18 protein-coding genes are annotated in these 17,233 nt (G+C 70.3%); 8 read left to right on the top strand and 10 right to left on the bottom strand.

What is annotated here, in order from left to right; translation table 11 throughout:
- Positions 1-447 carry a hypothetical protein gene (locus QZT59_RS02335; RefSeq protein ID WP_290810789.1) on the bottom strand — a complete coding sequence of 149 codons (447 nt, stop codon included), beginning with the start codon at positions 445-447 and terminating at the stop codon, positions 1-3.
- A gap of 150 nt (positions 448-597) precedes the next feature.
- On the opposite strand from QZT59_RS02335, the gene fni reads away from it, so the two are divergent.
- Both fni and QZT59_RS02345 read left to right on the top strand, forming a co-directional pair.
- On the top strand, positions 598-1,662 hold the full coding sequence (gene fni, locus QZT59_RS02340; RefSeq protein WP_290810791.1) for a type 2 isopentenyl-diphosphate Delta-isomerase: 1,065 nt from the start codon (positions 598-600) through the stop codon (positions 1,660-1,662).
- 211 nt (positions 1,663-1,873) lie between these two features.
- Entirely contained in the window at positions 1,874-3,799 is a 1,926-nt protein-coding gene (locus tag QZT59_RS02345; protein ID WP_290810794.1) for a hypothetical protein, read from the top strand.
- Between the two features lie 95 nt (positions 3,800-3,894).
- Here the strand turns inward: QZT59_RS02345 and QZT59_RS02350 are convergent, their stop codons facing one another.
- Positions 3,895-4,062: a DUF1931 family protein gene (locus QZT59_RS02350; protein ID WP_290810796.1), complete on the bottom strand. Its 168-nt coding sequence runs from the start codon at positions 4,060-4,062 to the stop codon at positions 3,895-3,897.
- 431 nt (positions 4,063-4,493) lie between these two features.
- On the opposite strand from QZT59_RS02350, the gene QZT59_RS02355 reads away from it, so the two are divergent.
- Both QZT59_RS02355 and QZT59_RS02360 read left to right on the top strand, forming a co-directional pair.
- A complete protein-coding gene (locus QZT59_RS02355; RefSeq protein WP_290810799.1) occupies positions 4,494-4,643 on the top strand; it encodes a hypothetical protein in 150 nt (49 codons plus the stop codon).
- 69 nt (positions 4,644-4,712) lie between these two features.
- Positions 4,713-4,961: a GIY-YIG nuclease family protein gene (locus QZT59_RS02360; RefSeq protein WP_290810801.1), complete on the top strand. Its 249-nt coding sequence runs from the start codon at positions 4,713-4,715 to the stop codon at positions 4,959-4,961.
- Between the two features lie 157 nt (positions 4,962-5,118).
- Here QZT59_RS02360 and QZT59_RS02365 read toward each other — a convergent pair whose 3' ends face one another.
- Positions 5,119-5,712: an NADPH-dependent FMN reductase gene (locus tag QZT59_RS02365; protein ID WP_290810804.1), complete on the bottom strand. Its 594-nt coding sequence runs from the start codon at positions 5,710-5,712 to the stop codon at positions 5,119-5,121.
- Between the two features lie 156 nt (positions 5,713-5,868).
- Between QZT59_RS02365 and QZT59_RS02370 the strand changes: the two genes are divergently transcribed.
- The 3 genes from QZT59_RS02370 (at position 5,869) to QZT59_RS02380 (ending at position 8,678) form a co-directional block, all read left to right on the top strand.
- Positions 5,869-6,633, top strand: a complete 765-nt coding sequence (locus QZT59_RS02370; RefSeq protein WP_290810807.1) for a bifunctional 2-polyprenyl-6-hydroxyphenol methylase/3-demethylubiquinol 3-O-methyltransferase UbiG — start codon at positions 5,869-5,871, stop codon at positions 6,631-6,633.
- A 252-nt stretch (positions 6,634-6,885) separates the two neighbouring features.
- Positions 6,886-8,325, top strand: a complete 1,440-nt coding sequence (locus tag QZT59_RS02375) for a phosphoglucomutase/phosphomannomutase family protein (protein ID WP_290810810.1) — start codon at positions 6,886-6,888, stop codon at positions 8,323-8,325.
- Positions 8,326-8,399: 74 nt separating this feature from the next.
- A complete protein-coding gene (locus tag QZT59_RS02380; RefSeq protein WP_343195721.1) occupies positions 8,400-8,678 on the top strand; it encodes a hypothetical protein in 279 nt (92 codons plus the stop codon).
- Between the two features lie 308 nt (positions 8,679-8,986).
- Here the strand turns inward: QZT59_RS02380 and QZT59_RS02385 are convergent, their stop codons facing one another.
- The 7 genes from QZT59_RS02385 to QZT59_RS02415 all read right to left on the bottom strand — a co-directional run bounded on the left by QZT59_RS02385 (position 8,987) and on the right by QZT59_RS02415 (position 15,850).
- A complete protein-coding gene (locus QZT59_RS02385; protein WP_290810813.1) occupies positions 8,987-10,195 on the bottom strand; it encodes an ATP-binding protein in 1,209 nt (402 codons plus the stop codon).
- Positions 10,196-10,439: 244 nt separating this feature from the next.
- A complete protein-coding gene (locus QZT59_RS02390; protein WP_290810816.1) occupies positions 10,440-10,898 on the bottom strand; it encodes a GNAT family N-acetyltransferase in 459 nt (152 codons plus the stop codon).
- Between the two features lie 4 nt (positions 10,899-10,902).
- Positions 10,903-11,118, bottom strand: a complete 216-nt coding sequence (locus QZT59_RS02395) for a ubiquitin-like small modifier protein 2 (protein WP_290810819.1) — start codon at positions 11,116-11,118, stop codon at positions 10,903-10,905.
- A 137-nt stretch (positions 11,119-11,255) separates the two neighbouring features.
- The gene (locus QZT59_RS02400) at positions 11,256-12,671 is read right to left on the bottom strand and encodes an Nramp family divalent metal transporter (RefSeq protein ID WP_290810822.1); all 1,416 of its coding nucleotides are present in this window, start codon (positions 12,669-12,671) and stop codon (positions 11,256-11,258) included.
- Between the two features lie 52 nt (positions 12,672-12,723).
- Complete coding sequence (locus QZT59_RS02405) at positions 12,724-13,428, bottom strand: TenA family protein (protein WP_290810824.1); 705 nt, start codon at positions 13,426-13,428, stop codon at positions 12,724-12,726.
- Positions 13,425-14,084: a thiaminase II gene (gene tenA, locus QZT59_RS02410; protein WP_290810826.1), complete on the bottom strand. Its 660-nt coding sequence runs from the start codon at positions 14,082-14,084 to the stop codon at positions 13,425-13,427. Before tenA ends, QZT59_RS02405 begins: the two co-directional genes overlap by 4 nt.
- 278 nt (positions 14,085-14,362) lie before the next feature.
- Positions 14,363-15,850: an NAD(P)/FAD-dependent oxidoreductase gene (locus QZT59_RS02415; protein WP_290810829.1), complete on the bottom strand. Its 1,488-nt coding sequence runs from the start codon at positions 15,848-15,850 to the stop codon at positions 14,363-14,365.
- Positions 15,851-16,038: 188 nt separating this feature from the next.
- On the opposite strand from QZT59_RS02415, the gene QZT59_RS02420 reads away from it, so the two are divergent.
- Positions 16,039-17,130: a Gfo/Idh/MocA family oxidoreductase gene (locus tag QZT59_RS02420; protein ID WP_290810832.1), complete on the top strand. Its 1,092-nt coding sequence runs from the start codon at positions 16,039-16,041 to the stop codon at positions 17,128-17,130.
- Positions 17,131-17,233: the final 103 nt, after the last annotated feature.

Raw genomic sequence — 17,233 nt, forward strand, 5'->3', positions numbered from 1 at the left:
CTACGTGCGCGTGGTGGCTCGCGTCGGGGCCGCGTCGCCGTCGGCCCCGACGGTCGAGGCGTCCTCGTCGGCCCGAGCGGAGAGGACGACGACGGTCAGGTACACCACGCCGAGCAGCCGGGCCGCGGGCTCGACCCACGGCTTCAACTCGAGGTCGGTCGGGTTCTCGTAGGCGAACGCCTGGCTGAACCGGATCAGCGGTCGGGGGACGAAGACGGCGACGAGTCCGCCGAGGGTCAGCGCCGCGCTCGCGAACGGCGACCGCCGCCGGCCCCGCAGGAGCAGCCAGACGAACAGCAGTCCCTCGAGGCGCGCGAGCTCGACCGCCCACGGCCGGAGTTCGGCATTCTCGGGATTCTCGAGGCCGATGCGCTCGCACGCGTCGATCACCTGACGGGGCGCGACGATCTCGACGACCCCGAACGCGAGCAGCAGTTTCCGGATCATGGTCGAGGACACGGCGCCGGCCATCAAAAAGGCGAGTCGCCGCTGCGGCTGACGAGAGCCCTCCGCAGGCGACCTCCGGGACGGCGGGGCCCTGGCGCGACCGGAGCGGAACGAACCGCTTTTGGTGCGAGTGCACGACTCGTGGAGTAGATGCCCGAGACTTCCGATCGGAAGGACGACCACATCCGCATCATCGAGGAGGAGGACGTCGAGACCTCGGGGACCGGGTTCGCCGACGTCGAGCTCGTTCACGAGGCGCTCCCGGAGATCCACCGCGACGAGGTGGACACCGCGGTCTCGCTGCTCGGGCGCGAGCTCGCGGCGCCGATCGTCATCGAGAGCATGACCGGCGGCCACCCGAACACGACGGCGATCAATCGGGCGCTGGCCGAGGCCGCCCAGGAGACCGGGATCGCGATGGGCGTCGGCAGCCAGCGCGCCGGCCTCGAACTCGACGACGCCGACCTCCTCGAGTCCTACACGATCGTCCGCGACGTGGCGCCGGAGGCGTTCCTCTACGGCAACGTGGGCGCCGCCCAGCTGCTGGAGTACGACGTCGCGGACGTCGAGCGCGCCGTCGAGATGATCGAGGCCGACGCGATGGCCGTCCACCTCAACTTCCTCCAGGAGGCCGTCCAGCCGGAGGGCGACGTCGACGCCCGGGGCTGTCTCGAGGCCATCGAGCGCGTGGCGGACGGGCTTTCCGTGCCGGTGATCGTCAAGGAGACCGGCAACGGCATCTCGCGGTCGACCGCCGAGCGCCTGACCGACGCGGGCGTCGACGCGGTCGACGTGGCGGGGAAGGGCGGCACCACCTGGTCCGGCATCGAGGCCTACCGCGCCCGCGCGGTGGGAGCGTCCCGCCAGGCGGAGGTCGGCGAGCGCTTTCGCGCGTGGGGCGTCCCGACGGCGGTGAGCACGATCGAGGCGGCCGAGGTCCACGACTGCGTGATCGCCAGCGGGGGCGTCCGCTCGGGCCTCGACGTCGCCAAGGCGATCGCGCTGGGCGCCCGCGCGGGCGGCCTCGCCAAGCCCTTCCTCGGTCCCGCCGGGCGGGGAACCGACGCGGTCGTCGACCTGATCGAGACGCTGAAACTGGAGCTGACGACGGCCATGTTCGTCACCGGTTCGCGGACGGTCGCGGAGTTGCGGGAGGCCGACCGCGTCGTCCTCGGACGGACGCGGGAGTTCCTCGAGGCGCGCGAGCGCCGGTAGGCCGGCGACCCGCCGCGGTCGGGCCGGAGTCGACCCCGTCGGAACGGCGAGGCCGGCGATCGATCGGCGCCAGCCCCCGCGTTCCACCGAGCGCCCCTCGACCGGCGACGCTCCCGGTCAAGGGCTGCTTGACCCCGGAGCGAACGTTTACGATCACTCTCACCATAGACAAATTTAATATACTGTGAGCGTTCGTCGGAAACGATTCCGAATGGGCTCCCAGTTCGAGGACGGCGACGAGGTGAGCGACCCGTCCTCCGACGCCGACTCCCTGGAGGCGCTGTTGCGCTCGACGGGGCAGGACACGGAGACCGTCGTCGAGCGGCTCCGCGAGAGCGGCCCGCGTCGTCACGTCTCCGACTCGAGCGTCGACGACGTCCTCGAAGAGATCGCGACGCCCCAAAAGTCGACCGGCGAACGCGAGGGCTTCGCGCTCTCGGGCGGCCCGACCCGACGCGTCTCCACGGCGGGGGTCGACGAGGTCTTCGAACAGCTAGAAGCGGAGGCGATGGCGGAGTCCCCCGCGGTGACCGAGCGAGAGCCGACCGGTTCGAGCGGGGGCGATGGAAATCGCTCCGGGCCTCGCGTCCACCGTTCGACCGCGCCGCTCGCGGACGAAGCCGGCGAGACGGCGACGTTCGGGGACCTCGACGCGGACGACGGCGGATTCGGCACGCTGGCCGGCGGCGGCCCGACGAGGACCGTCTCCGACCGGAGCGTCGACGAGATCCTCGAACTGGCCGACGAACCCGACGCCGACGACGCGCCGGACGGACGGGCGGGAGATATCGAGACGCTCCGCCCGGCGGATCCGGAGGCCGCGATGGCCGATCTCGTCAGCGAGGGGGCGGCGGCGCTTCCCGACGCGGTCGACGCGCCGACCGCCGAATCCGAACCGTCCGCGTCCGACGAGGATTCGCCCGCGGAGACCGCCGAGTCGGGCGATTCTCCGGCGGTGCCGGCCGATTCCGAGGGGTCCGACGATCGTGGGAGCGACTCGGCGGCGACCGAACCCGCTTCCGACGGCGAGGACGGCGGGTCTCCCGATTCGAAGCCGACGACCGATCCGCTCGAGGCGGCGGCCGAAGCCTGCAAGAACGTCGACTCGATCCTCTCGGGGGACCTGGACGTCCCGGCCGACGAACGGGGAGTGACGGACGGCGCTGAACCGTCCGGAGCGGCCGGGACGACCGACCCGGGGGCCCGACCGACCGCCGACGGATCCGGGACCGACGCCGGGTCGTCGCCGGTGGACGATGCGGCGCCGTCCGCGGAATCCGACGGCACCGACGTGCCGCCGTCGGAGCCGATCGACGGAGACGACCGGTCCGCCGTCGAGATCGCGTCGGAGGCCCTCGAGGAACTCGGGGCGGCCCGTACCGACGTCGAGGAGACTCCCGCTGGCGCGGATCGAACCCCGGTCCCGAGATCGGAGACGGCGGCGCGAGCGGGGTCCGAGGAACCGCCCTCGGAATCGGGCTCCGGGACCGATTCGAACGCGACCGGTTCGGCCGACGGGACGATCGAACGCGACTCCGAGGGATCGTCCCGGTCGCGACCGCTGGTCACGCGGGCGGAACTCGAGGAGATCGCCGCGCTGGTGTCGGATCGCGAGGAGTCGACGTCGTCGCCCGGGGAGGAGGCGGCCTCAGAGGCGTCCGGATCGGCGTCCCCCGCCGAGGTCGACGATCGCGTCGCTCCGGGCGACGATGGACCATCGACACCCGTGGTTCGTCCCGATCGGGTCACGAACCAGCCCGTCGTGATCGACGGCGTATCGGCGAGTCGGTCCGTCGAGAACGACGACCGAGACGGTGACGAGCGGTCGGCCGGCGACCGGGACGGAGGCGAAGGGTCGGGCGACGACCGAGACGGTGACGAGCGGTCGGCCGGCGACCGGGACGCGCGCGACCGGGCTACCGGCGAGGGCGATCGTCTCGACGGGATCGACGTTCCCGGCTTCGTTCCGGGCGACGGCGACGACCCGATCCACCGGTCCGAATCGGTCGGCGCGAAGACGGCACCCGGTCGGGCGGAGTCGCCCGATAGTACGGCGGACGACGCGCGATCGGAGGGGCCCGTCGGCTGGCGTCGACTCCTCGGACGAGTCCGATCGCTGTTCGGCCGCCTTCGGTGATCCCGGCGGCGGATTCGAGCGAAATCGCGCGTCGAGTGACGACGGCGCCGTCGCTACGGGACGTGATCGCCAAAAAATTCGCGTCGGGTTCGACCTTACAGGTCGCGGGGCTGGACGGTCTTGCGGTCGTTGGCCTCCGCGCGTCGGGCGGCGTTGTCGAGCAGTTCCTCGACCTCGTCGTCGAGGGCGTCGTAGAAGTCCGAAGCAACGTTCTTGTCATCGAGCGCTTCCTTCACCGCGGCTTTGACGATAAGGTCTGCCATACGAATTACCCGTTCTGCCCACCCCGTTATAAGAGTTCTGTTTAATCCGCGGGATAGCGGGCCTGAGGCGGGGCGCGACGGGTGTTTCGGGTCGCCGCCCACCGAAACGTATATGACTGATGCCCGTCCGTTCGGCCGGTCGGGCCCGTTCGAGGCGGTAGTCGTCGCTCGCGCGCGCCCCGAGCGTCCGGTTCGTGTCGGAGTCGGCTTCGGTGGTCACTCGCGAGATCCTCTCCCGTTCGACGGCGCGAGGACGCGTCCGACCGACCTGGACGGCCGTCCCGGTCGACGGCCGAACGAGCGCCGGTCTGCCGCGTCGGCTTCCCGACGACGAACAATACCTTACACAATACCAAATTCGACACGCGTTTGGCCAAGTCTTTTTAGGTGATCGGCAGGTAGATCGAGGTGCCGGACCAACCGGCGTCACCATGCCAGAGTGCAACCACTGCGGCGCGCACGTCTCGGAGCGTTTCGCGCGAGTATTCGCCGACGACCGCGGGAAGATCCACGCCTGCGTCAGCTGCTCCGCGAACGCCGGCATCGCCGAAGCCTCGCGAGAGCGCGCCCGCACCGTCTGATACCGCCGTCGACAGCTTGGCCCCGATCGGACCGCGAGTCTTTTCTCCGCGGACGCGAACCGTCTCCCGATGAGTCGCCACGTCGTCTACGTCCTGGAGTGCGACGACGGCACGCTCTACACCGGCTACACGACGGACCTCGAGCGCCGCGTCGCCGAGCACAACGCCGGCGACGGCGCGAAGTACACCCGCCCCAGGACCCCGGTGGACGTCGTTCACGTCGAGCGCTACGAGAGCCGCTCGACGGCGATGGCTCGCGAGTACGAGATCAAGCAGCTCTCGCGGGCGGCGAAAGAGCGGCTCGTGGACGGGACGTGAACGCCGGCGGGTGGTGACGGCGCGAGATCGCCGGCGGCTCGTGAACAGCGCGCGATCGCGGGCGGGTGGTGACGACAGGTGATCGTCGGACGTGACGTCGTGAGAGTACGGCTCGTTCGCGGGTCGGTTTCGGGGCGGCGTTCGCGACCGACGGGGCTCAGTCGTCGTCGGCGCTGGCCACCCGAGACGCGATCGACGGCTCGATGAACGCGTACTCGGCGAGTTGGCTGCCGAGCGTCTCGACGCGCTCTTCGAGGTCGGGATCGCGGAAGGCGCGGCCGTCGATCGCCGCCGGATCGGAGACGAACCGGTCCGAGGCCTTCCGGATGCCGACCTGGTGGGGAAGGACCCAGCCGTGGACGCCCCGAACCGTCATCCGGAGGTGTTCGAGCGTCGAGCCGTAGCTCCCGCCGCCGGCGGTCGCCAGCAGCCCGACGGTGGTATCCTCGTACTCGTCCCAGCCGCAGTAGTCGTGGAAGTTCTTCAGCGCGCCCGAGAACGAGCCGTGGTAGACGGGCGTTCCGAGGGCGACGGCGTCGGCCTCGCGGACGAGGCGTTTCACTTCCGCCTCGTCGCCCTGCTCGTCGGCGTCCGGGTCGTAGACCGGAAGCTCGTACTCGCGGAGGTCGAGCAGGCGCGTCTCGGCGCCGGCGTCATCGGCGGCCGCGAGGACGTACCGGAGGGCGGTCCGGGTGTAGCTCGCCTCGCGGAGGCTGCCGGAGACGGCCAGCACGGTCGGCGTCCGGGTCATGGACGGTAATTCGCTTTCGAATCGTAAAGCTTCGTCGTCCCGTCGCGGCGCGTCGAAAATCGAGTCGAGCCGTCGGTTTCGGCCGGACGGCGGCGGCCCCGCCTTCGGTCGTGTCGCGTCGAAAGAACTTTCACTCCGGGTCGAATCCGCCCGCAAATGGACGGCGAAGATCATCGATATCGCGACGAGCGCGCCCGGTTCTACGACGCGCACCTGTCGGACGCGGATCGACCGGACGTCGACTACTACGTCGAGCTGGCCCGGGAGGCGGAGGGCCCGACCCTGGAGGCGGCCTGCGGCACCGGGCGAATCTACCTCGAACTGCTCGAGGCGGGCGTCGACGCCGACGGCTTCGACCTGTCCGCCGACGCGCTCGACGTGCTACGGGAGAACGCCGACCAGCGCGGTCTGGCGCCATCGGTCTGGCGGGCCGACCTGACGTCGTTCGAGACCGACCGCCGCTACGACCTCGTGACGTGCCCGTTCAACGCGATCCAGCACCTCGCGACGGTCGACGACCAGCTGGCGGCGCTGGGGGCCGTCCACGACGCGCTCGCGCCCGGCGGCCGGTTCGTCTTCGACGTCTTCGTCCCCGGCTTCGACGTCATCCGTGAGACCTACGGCGAGTGGCAAATCGGGTCCGTCGAGTACCGCGGCGCGACCCACGAGGTCCGCACCCGGACGCGGATCGTCGACGAGGTCGAACAGCGATTCGCGGTCGAGACCGAGCTGTACGACCCGGACGGCTCGCTCGTCTTCGCGGAGGAGGACCGTCTCTCGATGCTCCCGACGCGCCAGATCGAGCTGCTGGCGCGGTGCTCGCCGTTCGAGTCCTGGACGGCGACCGGAGACTTCGGCGACGAGGAGCTCGCGGACGGCCACTCGATCCAGGTCTGGTCGCTTCGGAAGGGCGACGACTGACGGGTCGGATCCGGTGCCCGCCGTTGGGGGCGGTCGCGTGCGCGCTCGGCAGCACGCCGGGGCCGATCCGCCGAGGCGTCCGATCGGCGGCGACGCCCGCTACGCCGGAACCGACCCGCCGAGGCGTCCGATCGGCGGCGACGCCCGCCACGCCGGGGCCGACCCGTCGCAGCCGTCGCGCCGGACTCCATCCGTCGCGCTGGTCGCGGCGGGTGTCGCCGCACTTTTCTCCGCGGCCGTGGACGAAAGCGCATGGACGAGATCAGCTTCGGGACCGACGGCTGGCGGGCGACGCTCGAGACGTTCACGGCGCCCCGGGTGCGGGCCGTGGGGCAGGCCGTCGCCACCTACCTCCGGGACGAGGGCCTCGACGCACCCGTCGCCGTCGGCTACGACGCCCGCGAGACCTCCCGCGGCTTCGCGGAGGAGCTGACGCGGGTGCTCTGCGCCAACGGCTTCGACGTGCTCCTTCCCGAGCGCGACCTCCCGACGCCGCTGATCGCCCACGGGATCGTCGAGCGCGGCCTCTCGGGCGCGCTGGTCGTCACGGCCTCGCACAACCCGCCGACGTACAACGGCGTCAAGTTCATTCCCGCGGACGGCGCGCCAGCCCCGCCGGCGGTCATGGACGCCGTCGCCGAGCGTCTCGCGGAGCCGGACCCATTGCCGGCGAGCGAGCACGGGACCGCGCGCGAGGTGGACTTCGTCGAGCCACACGCTGCGGCCGCGATGGACCTGTTCGAGCGGTTCGCCGAGGGGACCGACCTCGACGGCCTCGCCGTCGCCTACGACGCCATGCACGGCTCCGGACGAGGGGTGACCGACGCCCTCCTGGCGCGTGCCGGAGCGTCGATAGAACGTCTGCGCGGCGATCGCGACCCGACGTTCGGCGGCTCGCCGCCGGAGCCCGCCCCGGCCCACCTCGGGGAACTCGTCGATCGCGTGACGGCCCGCGAGGCCGCCGTCGGAGGCCTCGACGATGGGAGCGGCGGCGCCGCGAGCGGCGAGCCGGCGCTCGGGATCGCCAACGACGGCGACGCCGACCGCCTCGCCGTGGTCACCCCCGAGCGGGGCTACCTGGACGAGAACCTCTTCTTCGCGGCGCTGTACGACTGGCTCCTGGAGCGCGACTCGGGGCCGGCGATCCGGACGGTGTCGACGACCTACCTGATCGACCGCGTCGCCGAGGCCCGCGGCGAGTCGGTCCGGGAGGTCCCGGTCGGCTTCAAGTGGGTCGCCGAGGCGATGGCCGCCCACGACGCCCTGGTGGGGGGCGAGGAGTCGGGCGGCTTCACCGTTCGCGGCCACGTCCGCGAGAAGGACGGCGTCCTGATCGCGCTGCTCGCGGCCGCGATGCACGCCGAGGAGCCCCTCGACGAGCGGGTCGACCGGCTCCTCGACGAGCACGGGACGGTGGTCCAGGACAAGCGCAGCGTTCCCTGCCCCGAGAGCGAGAAGCGACGGGTCCTGGACGCGCTCGCGGACGCGATCCCCGGGGCGGTCGCCGGGGTCGCCGTCGAGGACGTCAACACCGCCGACGGCTTCAAGCTCCTGTTGGCCGACGGCTCCTGGCTGCTCGTCCGCCCGAGCGGCACCGAACCCGTCCTGCGAGTGTACGGGGAGGCGACCGACGAGGGCCGGCTGACGACGCTGCTCGAGGAGGGCGTGGCGCTGGTCGAGCCGCTGGTGTGAGCGATCGGTCGCCGACCCGGGTCGCCGGGGGTTCCGACGCGGGCTTTACGCCCCTCGACGTCGAACCCTCGCGTATGCCTCGGGACGAAGACGCGGCCCGCATGGATCTCGACGCCGACGCCTGGCACCAGAACGAGGATGGCAAGTACTACCTCGACTGCCCGGAGTGCGGTTCCGCGGCGAGCATCTCCAACATCGTCGCCCACGGTCGCTGTAACGGCTACGTGGACGAGCGCGAGACGGAGACGAACCTCGACGAGGCCGCGATGAGCTGCACGGCGAAACTCTCCTTCGAACTCGTGTACACGTCCGACCCGTCGGCCTCTGGCGAGGACGAAGCGGTCGGCGAGTGAGTCGACCGGGTGGGGGCGGTCCGGACCGAGGCCTGAGCGCCCTCGGAGTGGACTCGGAGCCCGTCAGCCGGGTCAATGGCGGAGCGCGGGCCGGGTCGATGGCGGAGCGCGGGCCGGGTCGATGGCGGAGCGCGGGCCGGGTCGATGGCGGAGCCGGGGCGGGTCGATGGCGGAGCCGGGGCGGGTCGATGGCGGCCAGAGCGCCGAAGCGATAGCAGCCCGTCCGCCGAAGCGATGGCGGCACGTCCGTCGAAGCGATAGCAGCCAGAGCGTCGGAAGAGATCCCGGGCGCGACGCCGGCGGCCGGCTCAGGCGGCGCCGTCGACCGCGTCCGCGGCCGGCGCCTTCTCGGTCCCGGCCGGCAGCGAGAAGCGGAAGGTCGATCCCTCCCCGGGCTCGGAGTCGACCCAGATCTCCCCGCCGTGGCGCTCGACGATGCGCTTGCAGAGCGCCAGCCCGATCCCCGACCCGCGCGGACCCGTCTCGCCGACCCGCTGGAAGATGTCGAAGACGCGGTCGGCGTCGGCCGAGTCGATCCCGACGCCCTCGTCGCGGACGGAGACGACCCACCGCGGCCCCTCCCGCGCGGCCGAGACGTGGACGCGGGACCGGCCGACGCTGTAGTCGATCGCGTTCCGCACCAGGTTCTGGAACAGCTGCCCCAGCTGGCCGGCGTCGCCGCGGACGGTCGGCAGCGGCTCGCGTTCGATCTCCGCGGCGCTCTCTTCGATCTTCAGCTGCAGGTCCCTGAGCACGTCGTCGAGCACGTCGTTCAGGTCGACGGCGTCGAACGGATCGCCCTGCGCCTCGACCCGGGAGTACGCGAGGAGGCCCTCGATCATCGCGCGCATCCGGTCGGCGCCGTCGGCGGCGTACTCGATGAACTCCTCGGCGTCCTCGTCGAGCTCGTCGCCGTAGCGCCGGTCGAGCAGCTGGAGGTAACTTCTGACCATCCGCAGGGGCTCCTGGAGGTCGTGGCTCGCGGCGTGGGCGAACTGCTCGAGGCGCTCGTTCGACCGACAGAGCTTCTCGTTCGCTTCCTCGAGCTTCGCCTGGGTCCGCTTCAGCTGTTCGTTCTTTCGCTCGACGGCCTGGGCCCGTCGAAGCTCCTCGTACTGTCGGGCGAGGCGCTTCGCGCGCGTGGTGGCCTGGGCCTCGCGAACGCCGATCGCGATGCCCGCGATGGAGCCGATCGCGACCGAGACCGCCGTCGTCCCGAACGAGAAGTTGGCGCTGACCCCCGGGTGGAGCGCGCGCATGAAGATGACGGTGACGAGCACCGCGACGCCGCCGGCGCCCCACGCGACGATGCGCGGGTACTGTGCGGGTTCGATGTCCGCGTCCGGCAGCCAGCGGCCGACGTGCACCAGGACGACTCCGGGCACGCTGATCAGGACGACGTCGAGGGCGACCGCGGGCGAGACGTCGCCGAGGGCCAGCGAGCGGATCGCCAGTCCGACGGCCGCCGCGAGGAAGACCGCGCCGAGCGCGAGGATGAACTGCTGCCAGCGGGCCATGTAGTGCGGGTAACGCCACCTTTCTACATCAACTCGCCGGTTCGTTCAACGCCACACAGCGTGATACGATCGCCGACGGGACGGTCCGATTCGCGAGGGGGTCGATCCGCGCCGTGAGCGCACGACCGACACGACCGACTCCGGGGTAACGGTCTGTTATCCGGGCGCTGGCCGGGCCGGCCGGCCGAACTCGGCGGGTGGCCGAGTCGCAGCGCCCGGGCGATTCGCGGCCCCGGGCGACGGCTCAGCGCTCTCGACGGCCGGCGAACCGACCGTCGCCGATCTCGCAGACGTCGAAGCCGAGCGCCTCGTAGAAGGGGCGGAGGTCGGCGTCGAAGTGGGCCGTCAGCCGCCCCTCGCGGTCCAGCGCCGCCTCGATCAGGGCCGTACCGATCCCGCGGTCCCGCCGGCGCCGTCGGACGGCGATCGCCGCGACGTGGCTCGCCGCACTCCGCCGGTCGGACGAAACGGCCACTTCGTGGATTCCGACGGACGTCTCCGGCGGCTCGGCCGCGAGCACCAGCGCCCCGAGGACGCGGTCGCCGGCTTCCGGCCGATCCGCCACCGCGACCAGGACGTCGCCGTCGGCGATCCGCGACTCGACGTCGCCGGGTTCGAGCATCGCCGCGTCGAGGATCCGTCGGACGTCGAGGGCCTCGCCGGATTCGGCGGCGCGGACGCGGACGGACGCGCTCGATCGCACGACGTCACCCGCCCTTGATGAGCCTGAGGACGGTGACCTCCTCGGCGTCGACGGGCTGGTCTTCGGGGACGGGACGACCGTCGACGAGGACGCTCACCTCGTGGGGACTGTAGTCGACGCGGGAGAGCAGGTCGGCGTAGGTCGGCCGGCCGTCGGACTCGAGGTCGTCGAGGTCGACCTCGCTGGTTCCTTCCCCTTTCACGTCGACGGTCACGCGCATACCCGCCCGTTACGTTCGAAGGGGCTTGAGGGCGTCGTCCGCGGTCGGAATCGAAAACGACCGTCGGCGCCGGTGGGCCGTCGGCGCCCGTCAACGGGTCGGCGGGCCGAGGATCGAACCGCTCGATCGCCGGTCGATCACCCGGCGCTCGGGAGGAGCTCGATGAGCTCGGGAACCAGGTCGAACTGTGCGATCGCCCCCATGATCCCGAAGACGAGGACGGCGACCAGGCTGATCGCGTAATAGGCGACCCACCGCCTCGAGGGGTGGAACGCTTCGGGGAGGTTCTTCTTGACGACGTACCAGTTGGCGGGATAGAAGAGGATCTCGGTCACCGCCAGGATCGCGGCGATGGTGACGACGAAGGTGACCGGAACGTTCCCGAGCGCCAGGACCATCCCGCTGGCGACGACGACGATCACGACGATGACGGCGCGCCGAACCAACTCGCGGTCGACGGTCCGGTCGTTCAGGGCCATCGGCAGGATATCGCCGGTCGCCCGCGACGCGCCGTCGATGAGCGTGATGACCGTCGAGTACAGCGCGGCGAACCCGCCTACGATTATCGCCCAGAAGGACCACTCGCCGAAGGATTCCGAGAGCACCTGCCCGAGCGCGAACGCGAAGTTTTCGTCGTCGATCGGCTCCGGATACAGCACGTTAGCGGCCAGGAGGATCATGGCCGCGAGAAGGACGAAGCTGAAGGCGTAGCCGATGTTGAAATCGCGTCGACCCGTCCGGATCCACGCGCGTATGTAGTCGTGGTAGCGCTCGTCGTCGGGATCGAGCCCCTCCTCGCGCAGTTGGCTCGCACCTTCGCCTTTCGCCATGCTCCAGCTGCCGATCAGAACGCTCGTGCTGAAGCCCGTCGGCGCGAACCCCGCGGCGGCGGCGAACAGCCCGACGAAGATGATCGTCCGTTCGCCCCCGAGGTCGATCGAAAGGGCCGTCTCCGCGGCGACGTCGGCCGAAGGGGGCCCGACGATCGCGCCGAGGACGAGCAGAACGCCGAGCGCGACGGTGAACCCGAGGAGGATCTTCTCGAGGAGCGAGTATCGCGTGAAGAACACGAGGCCCCCGGCGATCGCGATCAGCACCACGAACGTCTGCGGGACGGAAAGTGGGACCAGCGGCCCCACCAGCGCGGCGCTCGAGAGCCCGACGCCGGCGGTGATCGCGACGTAGCCGATCACGAACACGGCGACGGAGTACCACTGCATCCAGTTTCTCGGTCCCGGGAGCTGATCGTAGGCCTCGACCGGGTTCCCGCCGACCCCGTAGTTGTACCGGATTCCCAGCTCCCAGGCGCCGTACTTCGCGATGTAGATGAGTCCGAAGATCCAGATCGCGAACAGCCCGAAGAAGGCACCCATCGTCGGACCGAGGACGATGTGGCTCCCGCCGATGCTGATCAGCGCCCAGAGCATCGACGGCCCGAAGTGGTTCTTGAAGAAGCCCGCCCAGTCGCCGCTCGGGAACTCGAGTTCGACGTCCGCCGCGCCTCCGGTCGCCGTCCCGCCGTCGGTGCGCCGCTCCCCCGATTCGTCAGGCATACCGATTGCTAACACGGAACGAACTTTACAATTACGTCACCGTCGCGTCAGTTCATTCGTACGCCGCGTCGAAAAAGGCCGCCTCGAGCTCGACCGTCCGGTCGAAGATCTCGGCGACGCGGCGCTGGCGCTCGGGCGAGAGGAGCGGTCCGTACGTGTCGAGCCGTTCGCACAGCCAGGTGGTGTAGGCCTCGAACTCGTCGATCACGTGGATCTCGACCCACTCGTCGAGATACCAGCGCTCGCGCTCGCGATCCGCCTCGGCGACGTACGCACACCAGTCGAGGTAGATCCACTCGGCGGCCGCGACGAACGCCAGCGTCTCCTCGTAGCCGCCGTCGTGACCGGCCCGATACATGAAGTCGATGAAGGCCGCGGTGGTGGGATGCAGTTCGGGGTCCTCGCGCTCGCCGTCGGGGACGTCCAGTTCGTCGAACGCCCGCTGGAAGTAGTCGTTCTCGCCGCCGGTGAGCACCGCGAGCGAGTCCGAGAGCCGCCCCATCTCGGCCATCGTGTGGGCCTGACTGGCGGCGAGCGCGGTGATCCGCGCCCCCGCTTCGAGGAACTGGTAATCCTGGACGAGATACCGCTCGAAGACGTCGTCGCGCAGTTCGCCGTCGCGGTACTCCTCGACGAAGCGGTGGCGAGCGGCGGCCTCCCAGTCCGAGCGCTCTCTGAGCCACTCGAAGAAGCGGCCGTCGCGGTCTGGATCGTACGCCTTTCCGGGACGCGTCTCGACGCCGGCTGGCTCGGTCACACCGACCACTCCTCTTTCGTGTAGCACATCTCCCAGAAGTCGTGCTCGAGGCGGGCGCTCGTCACGAACGCCTCGCGCATGGCCTCGCGCTCGCCGGGGTTGCGCTCGGCGCAGTCGTCGACCAGCCACGTCATCCAGTCGACCGCCTCGTAGAACTCCTCGCTCGTGTACTTCTCGATGAACGGCGTGTAGCGGTGTTCCTCGTCGGCGAGTGCGGCCATCCGTTCGGCGACGTCGAGGTAGCCCTGCCCGCAGGGGTAGATCGCCGCCGCGATCTCCGGCAGCGTCCCCTCGTGGGCGGTCCGGACGAGGAAGTTCGTGTAGGCGACGCAGGTGGGCGCCTTCTCGACGGACTCGAGTTCCTCCCGGGGGATGCCGTAGTCGGCGGCGAACTCCCGGTGGAGGTCCATCTCGTCGTCGAGGACGGTGTGGGCGACGCCGAGGAGGCCGGCCATCGTCTCCTCCCGGCGGGCCTTCGTCCCCGCGATGGCGAACGTCCGCGCGTAGTCGAGCAGGTAGCGGTAGTCCTGTTCCACCCAGTGGCGGAACGCCTCGGGGTCGAGCGTGCCCGCCGCCAGCTCGGTGACGAACGGGTGCTCGTACTGCGCCTCCCAGATGTCTGCCCCCTCCGCGAGGAGCTCGTCGCTGAAACTCATACGGGCGGAGCTACGACGGCCTCGGTGAAATACCTAGGTGGTATTACCGAGTAGTACCGAAGACCGGCCGCCGATCTCGCGGAGACGAACGCGTATCGTCGGCCGGGACGATTCACGTATCATCCGTCGGACGGTCAGCGCATCGTCGGCCGGGACGGTCAGCGCATCGTCGGCCGGAACTGCCCGCGAAAATATCCTGTCCAAGTTCGTGCGAATCCCAGTAATTCGACCGGAGCGGTGGTGATCTCCCCGGTCGCCCGTCCCTCGCGATCGCGATTTCAGTACTTGTGCTCGTGCGGGGCCAGCCCGAGGTCGTCGTACAGCTGCCGGTCGATGCGGTCGCGCTCGGAGCGCCACTCCTCGAAAGCGGACCGATCGTCCGGGTAGGCGTCGTACCGTCGTTCGTACGCGGAAACGTGGCTGCGCGTCTTCCGGACGCCGCGAACGCTCTCGTACAGGTCGCGTTTGCTCACGTCGAGCGTCTCGAAGGTGCCCTTGCGGTACTCCGCGAGGAGGTTTCTGAGGATACCCGTGCCCACGAGGACTTTGCTTCTGAGGTCGTCCACTTCCGCGGACGTGCCGACGATCTCCCGGAGTTCGTCTTCGGGCAGCAACGCGGTGACGGCTCGGAGGACGTTCACCTCGATGGAGCTCGCGGCGACGTTGTAGGCGTCCCAGGAGGCGAGCTTCGCGGCCTCCCCGTGCTCGCGGTACAGCCAGCGATTGTGCTCCCAGAGCCCGCTCTCGGAGAGGTCCCCGTCTTCGACGGCCTGGACGGCCGCGCGCCCGGCGGAGTACCCGGAGTAGGCCGCCCCGCGGATGCCTTTCCCCGTGATCGGATGCGTGGTCCCCGCCGCGCCGCCCGCGGCCAGGTAGCCGGGGGCCACCATCGAATCCAGCGGTCGACGGAGGGCGATCGACGACCCGAGCTTGTTCTTCGCGTCGAACTTCTCGGCCACGTTCGCCCCCCGGAACTCGGGGCGATTCTCGACGTCCCGGCGCAGGCGGTCGGCGAGGGCGATCGGCTCCTCGCTCATCTGGAATCCCAGGCCGACGTTGATCTCCGTCGGCGTGCGCGGGAAGTACCAGATGTAGCCCATCCGTTCGAGGGGTTTCCCGACGATGGCGTCGTGATAGGACACCGGGTTCTCGGTCTCGATGATTTCGCGGTAGGCCGCCCCGAAGTGGGTGTAGTGGGGCACCTCGAACGTCGGATCGCCGGGCGCGTCGAGTCCCTCGAAATCGATCAGGTCCTGCAGGATCGACTGGGCGCCCGCGGCGTCGATCACGACCTTCCCCTCGTAGGTGACCGGCTCACCGTCGCGAATCGCTTCGACCCCGGTGACGCGACCGTTCTGGGTCACTTCGGTGACCACCGTGTCGTAGTGCTGGGTCGCTCCTCGGTCGGCGGCCTGTTCGAGGAGTCGCCGTCCGAACTCGTACCGGTCGACGACGTTACTGCTCGTCTCGTAGGGGAGCACCTTCCGCACGCCGAGTTCCTCGTCCCAGTACTCGATCCGATCGATGGTGGAATCGATGCGGACGGACTCGTCGTCGGCGATCGCGTCCATGTCGATCGGACCCGGGTAATGTTTCGGATCTCGGGGGCTCTTCATCGCGTCGCCGCACGCGATGAACCCGCCCCGCTCTCGGGATTTGCGCTCCAACTGGACGACGTCGAGTCCCTCGGCCGCCGCGGTCGCCGCCGCGAAACAACCCGCGACCCCGCCCCCGACGACGATCACGTCGTGCTGACTGCGCGCCATTGGATACTCGTTCTGTGTTGGGAGATGAGGGACGTAACTCTTCGTCTTGCGGACGTGCACGGGGAGGGGCGGGAGTAGTTCGGTCGGACGAGCGTCTCGGAGGGTTGTCAGGTTTCCGCCGGCGGGCGACCGACGGGCGACCGACCGCGACGGGCACCTTCTTGAGACGAGCGCGCCACCGTCCGCGCATGCACCAGGTCGGCATCGTCGGCTGCGGGGTCATCGGGTCGCGCCTCGCGGCGGCGTTCGACGAGCACGAACGGACCGCGATCCGGGCGGTCTGCGACAGCGTCGCCGAGAAGGCGGCGGCGATGGCGTCGACGCACGACTGCGAGGCGGTGACCGCGGTCTCCGACCTCGTCGCGATCGACGCGATCGATCTCGTCTACGTGGGCGTTCCGCCGAAACACCACGCGGCGGTCGTCCGGGCCGCACTCGAGGCGGACAAGCACGTCATCTGCGAGAAGCCCATCGCCGAGGACGCGGCGGTCGGCCGCGAGCTGACCGCCCTCGCCCGCGAGAGCGACCGGACGACCGCCATCAACTTCCCGTTCCGCTACGCGCCGGGATTCGTGGAGATGCGTGAACGGATCGCCGCCGGCGAGATCGGCGCGCCGAAACGGGTCGCGCTCCGCTTTCGCTTCCCGCGGTGGCCACGCGAGTGGCAGGACGTCGACTGGCTCGCCGGCCGCGAGCAGGGCGGCCCGCTCCGGGAGGTCGGGAGCCACTTCGTCTTCGGGACCCAGGAACTCTTCGGCGGGATCGGCGACGTCTCCGCCGATGTCCGGTACACGGCTCCGGGGAAGTACGAGGAGTCCATCGTCGGCACGTTCCGCGTCGGCGGCGACGTGGCGGGTGCCGCCGTGGCGGATGCCGCCGTGGCGGATGCCGACGTGGCGGGTGCCGAGATCGCGGATGCCGGCGTGGCGGGTGCCGAGGTCGCGGGTGCCGGCGACTTCGCCGACGGAGCCATCGGACTCGACGAACCGGTCCACGGGACGATCGACCTCCTCTGTGATTGCGCCGGCGGCGAGGAGAACGCCATCACGGTCGAGGGGACCGAGGGGTCGCTGTCGCTGCAGGCGTGGCGCCGCCTCGTCGCCGAGCCGGGCCAGGCCGACGAACGCGTGCTCACCGAGGAGCCGGGCGAGACGACCCTCGCGCTGATCGAGGAGTTCGTGACCGCACTCGAGGGCGGCGACGGCGACCTCGTCTCCTTCGCCGAGGCGACTCGCGTGCAGGCGGTCGTCGACGAGGTTCTCGGCGTCGACGGGATTTGAAGTATCGGCGGACTCCCGTTCGAACGGCGGGTAACGATCTGGCATAGAGGGCAGACGGGGGAAGGCGTGAAGAGCGAAGTTCGCCCCGGTTCGTCCGACCGAC

The sequence above is a fragment of the Halovivax sp. genome (genome assembly GCA_007119345.1).
Taxonomy (GTDB): domain Archaea; phylum Halobacteriota; class Halobacteria; order Halobacteriales; family Natrialbaceae; genus Halovivax.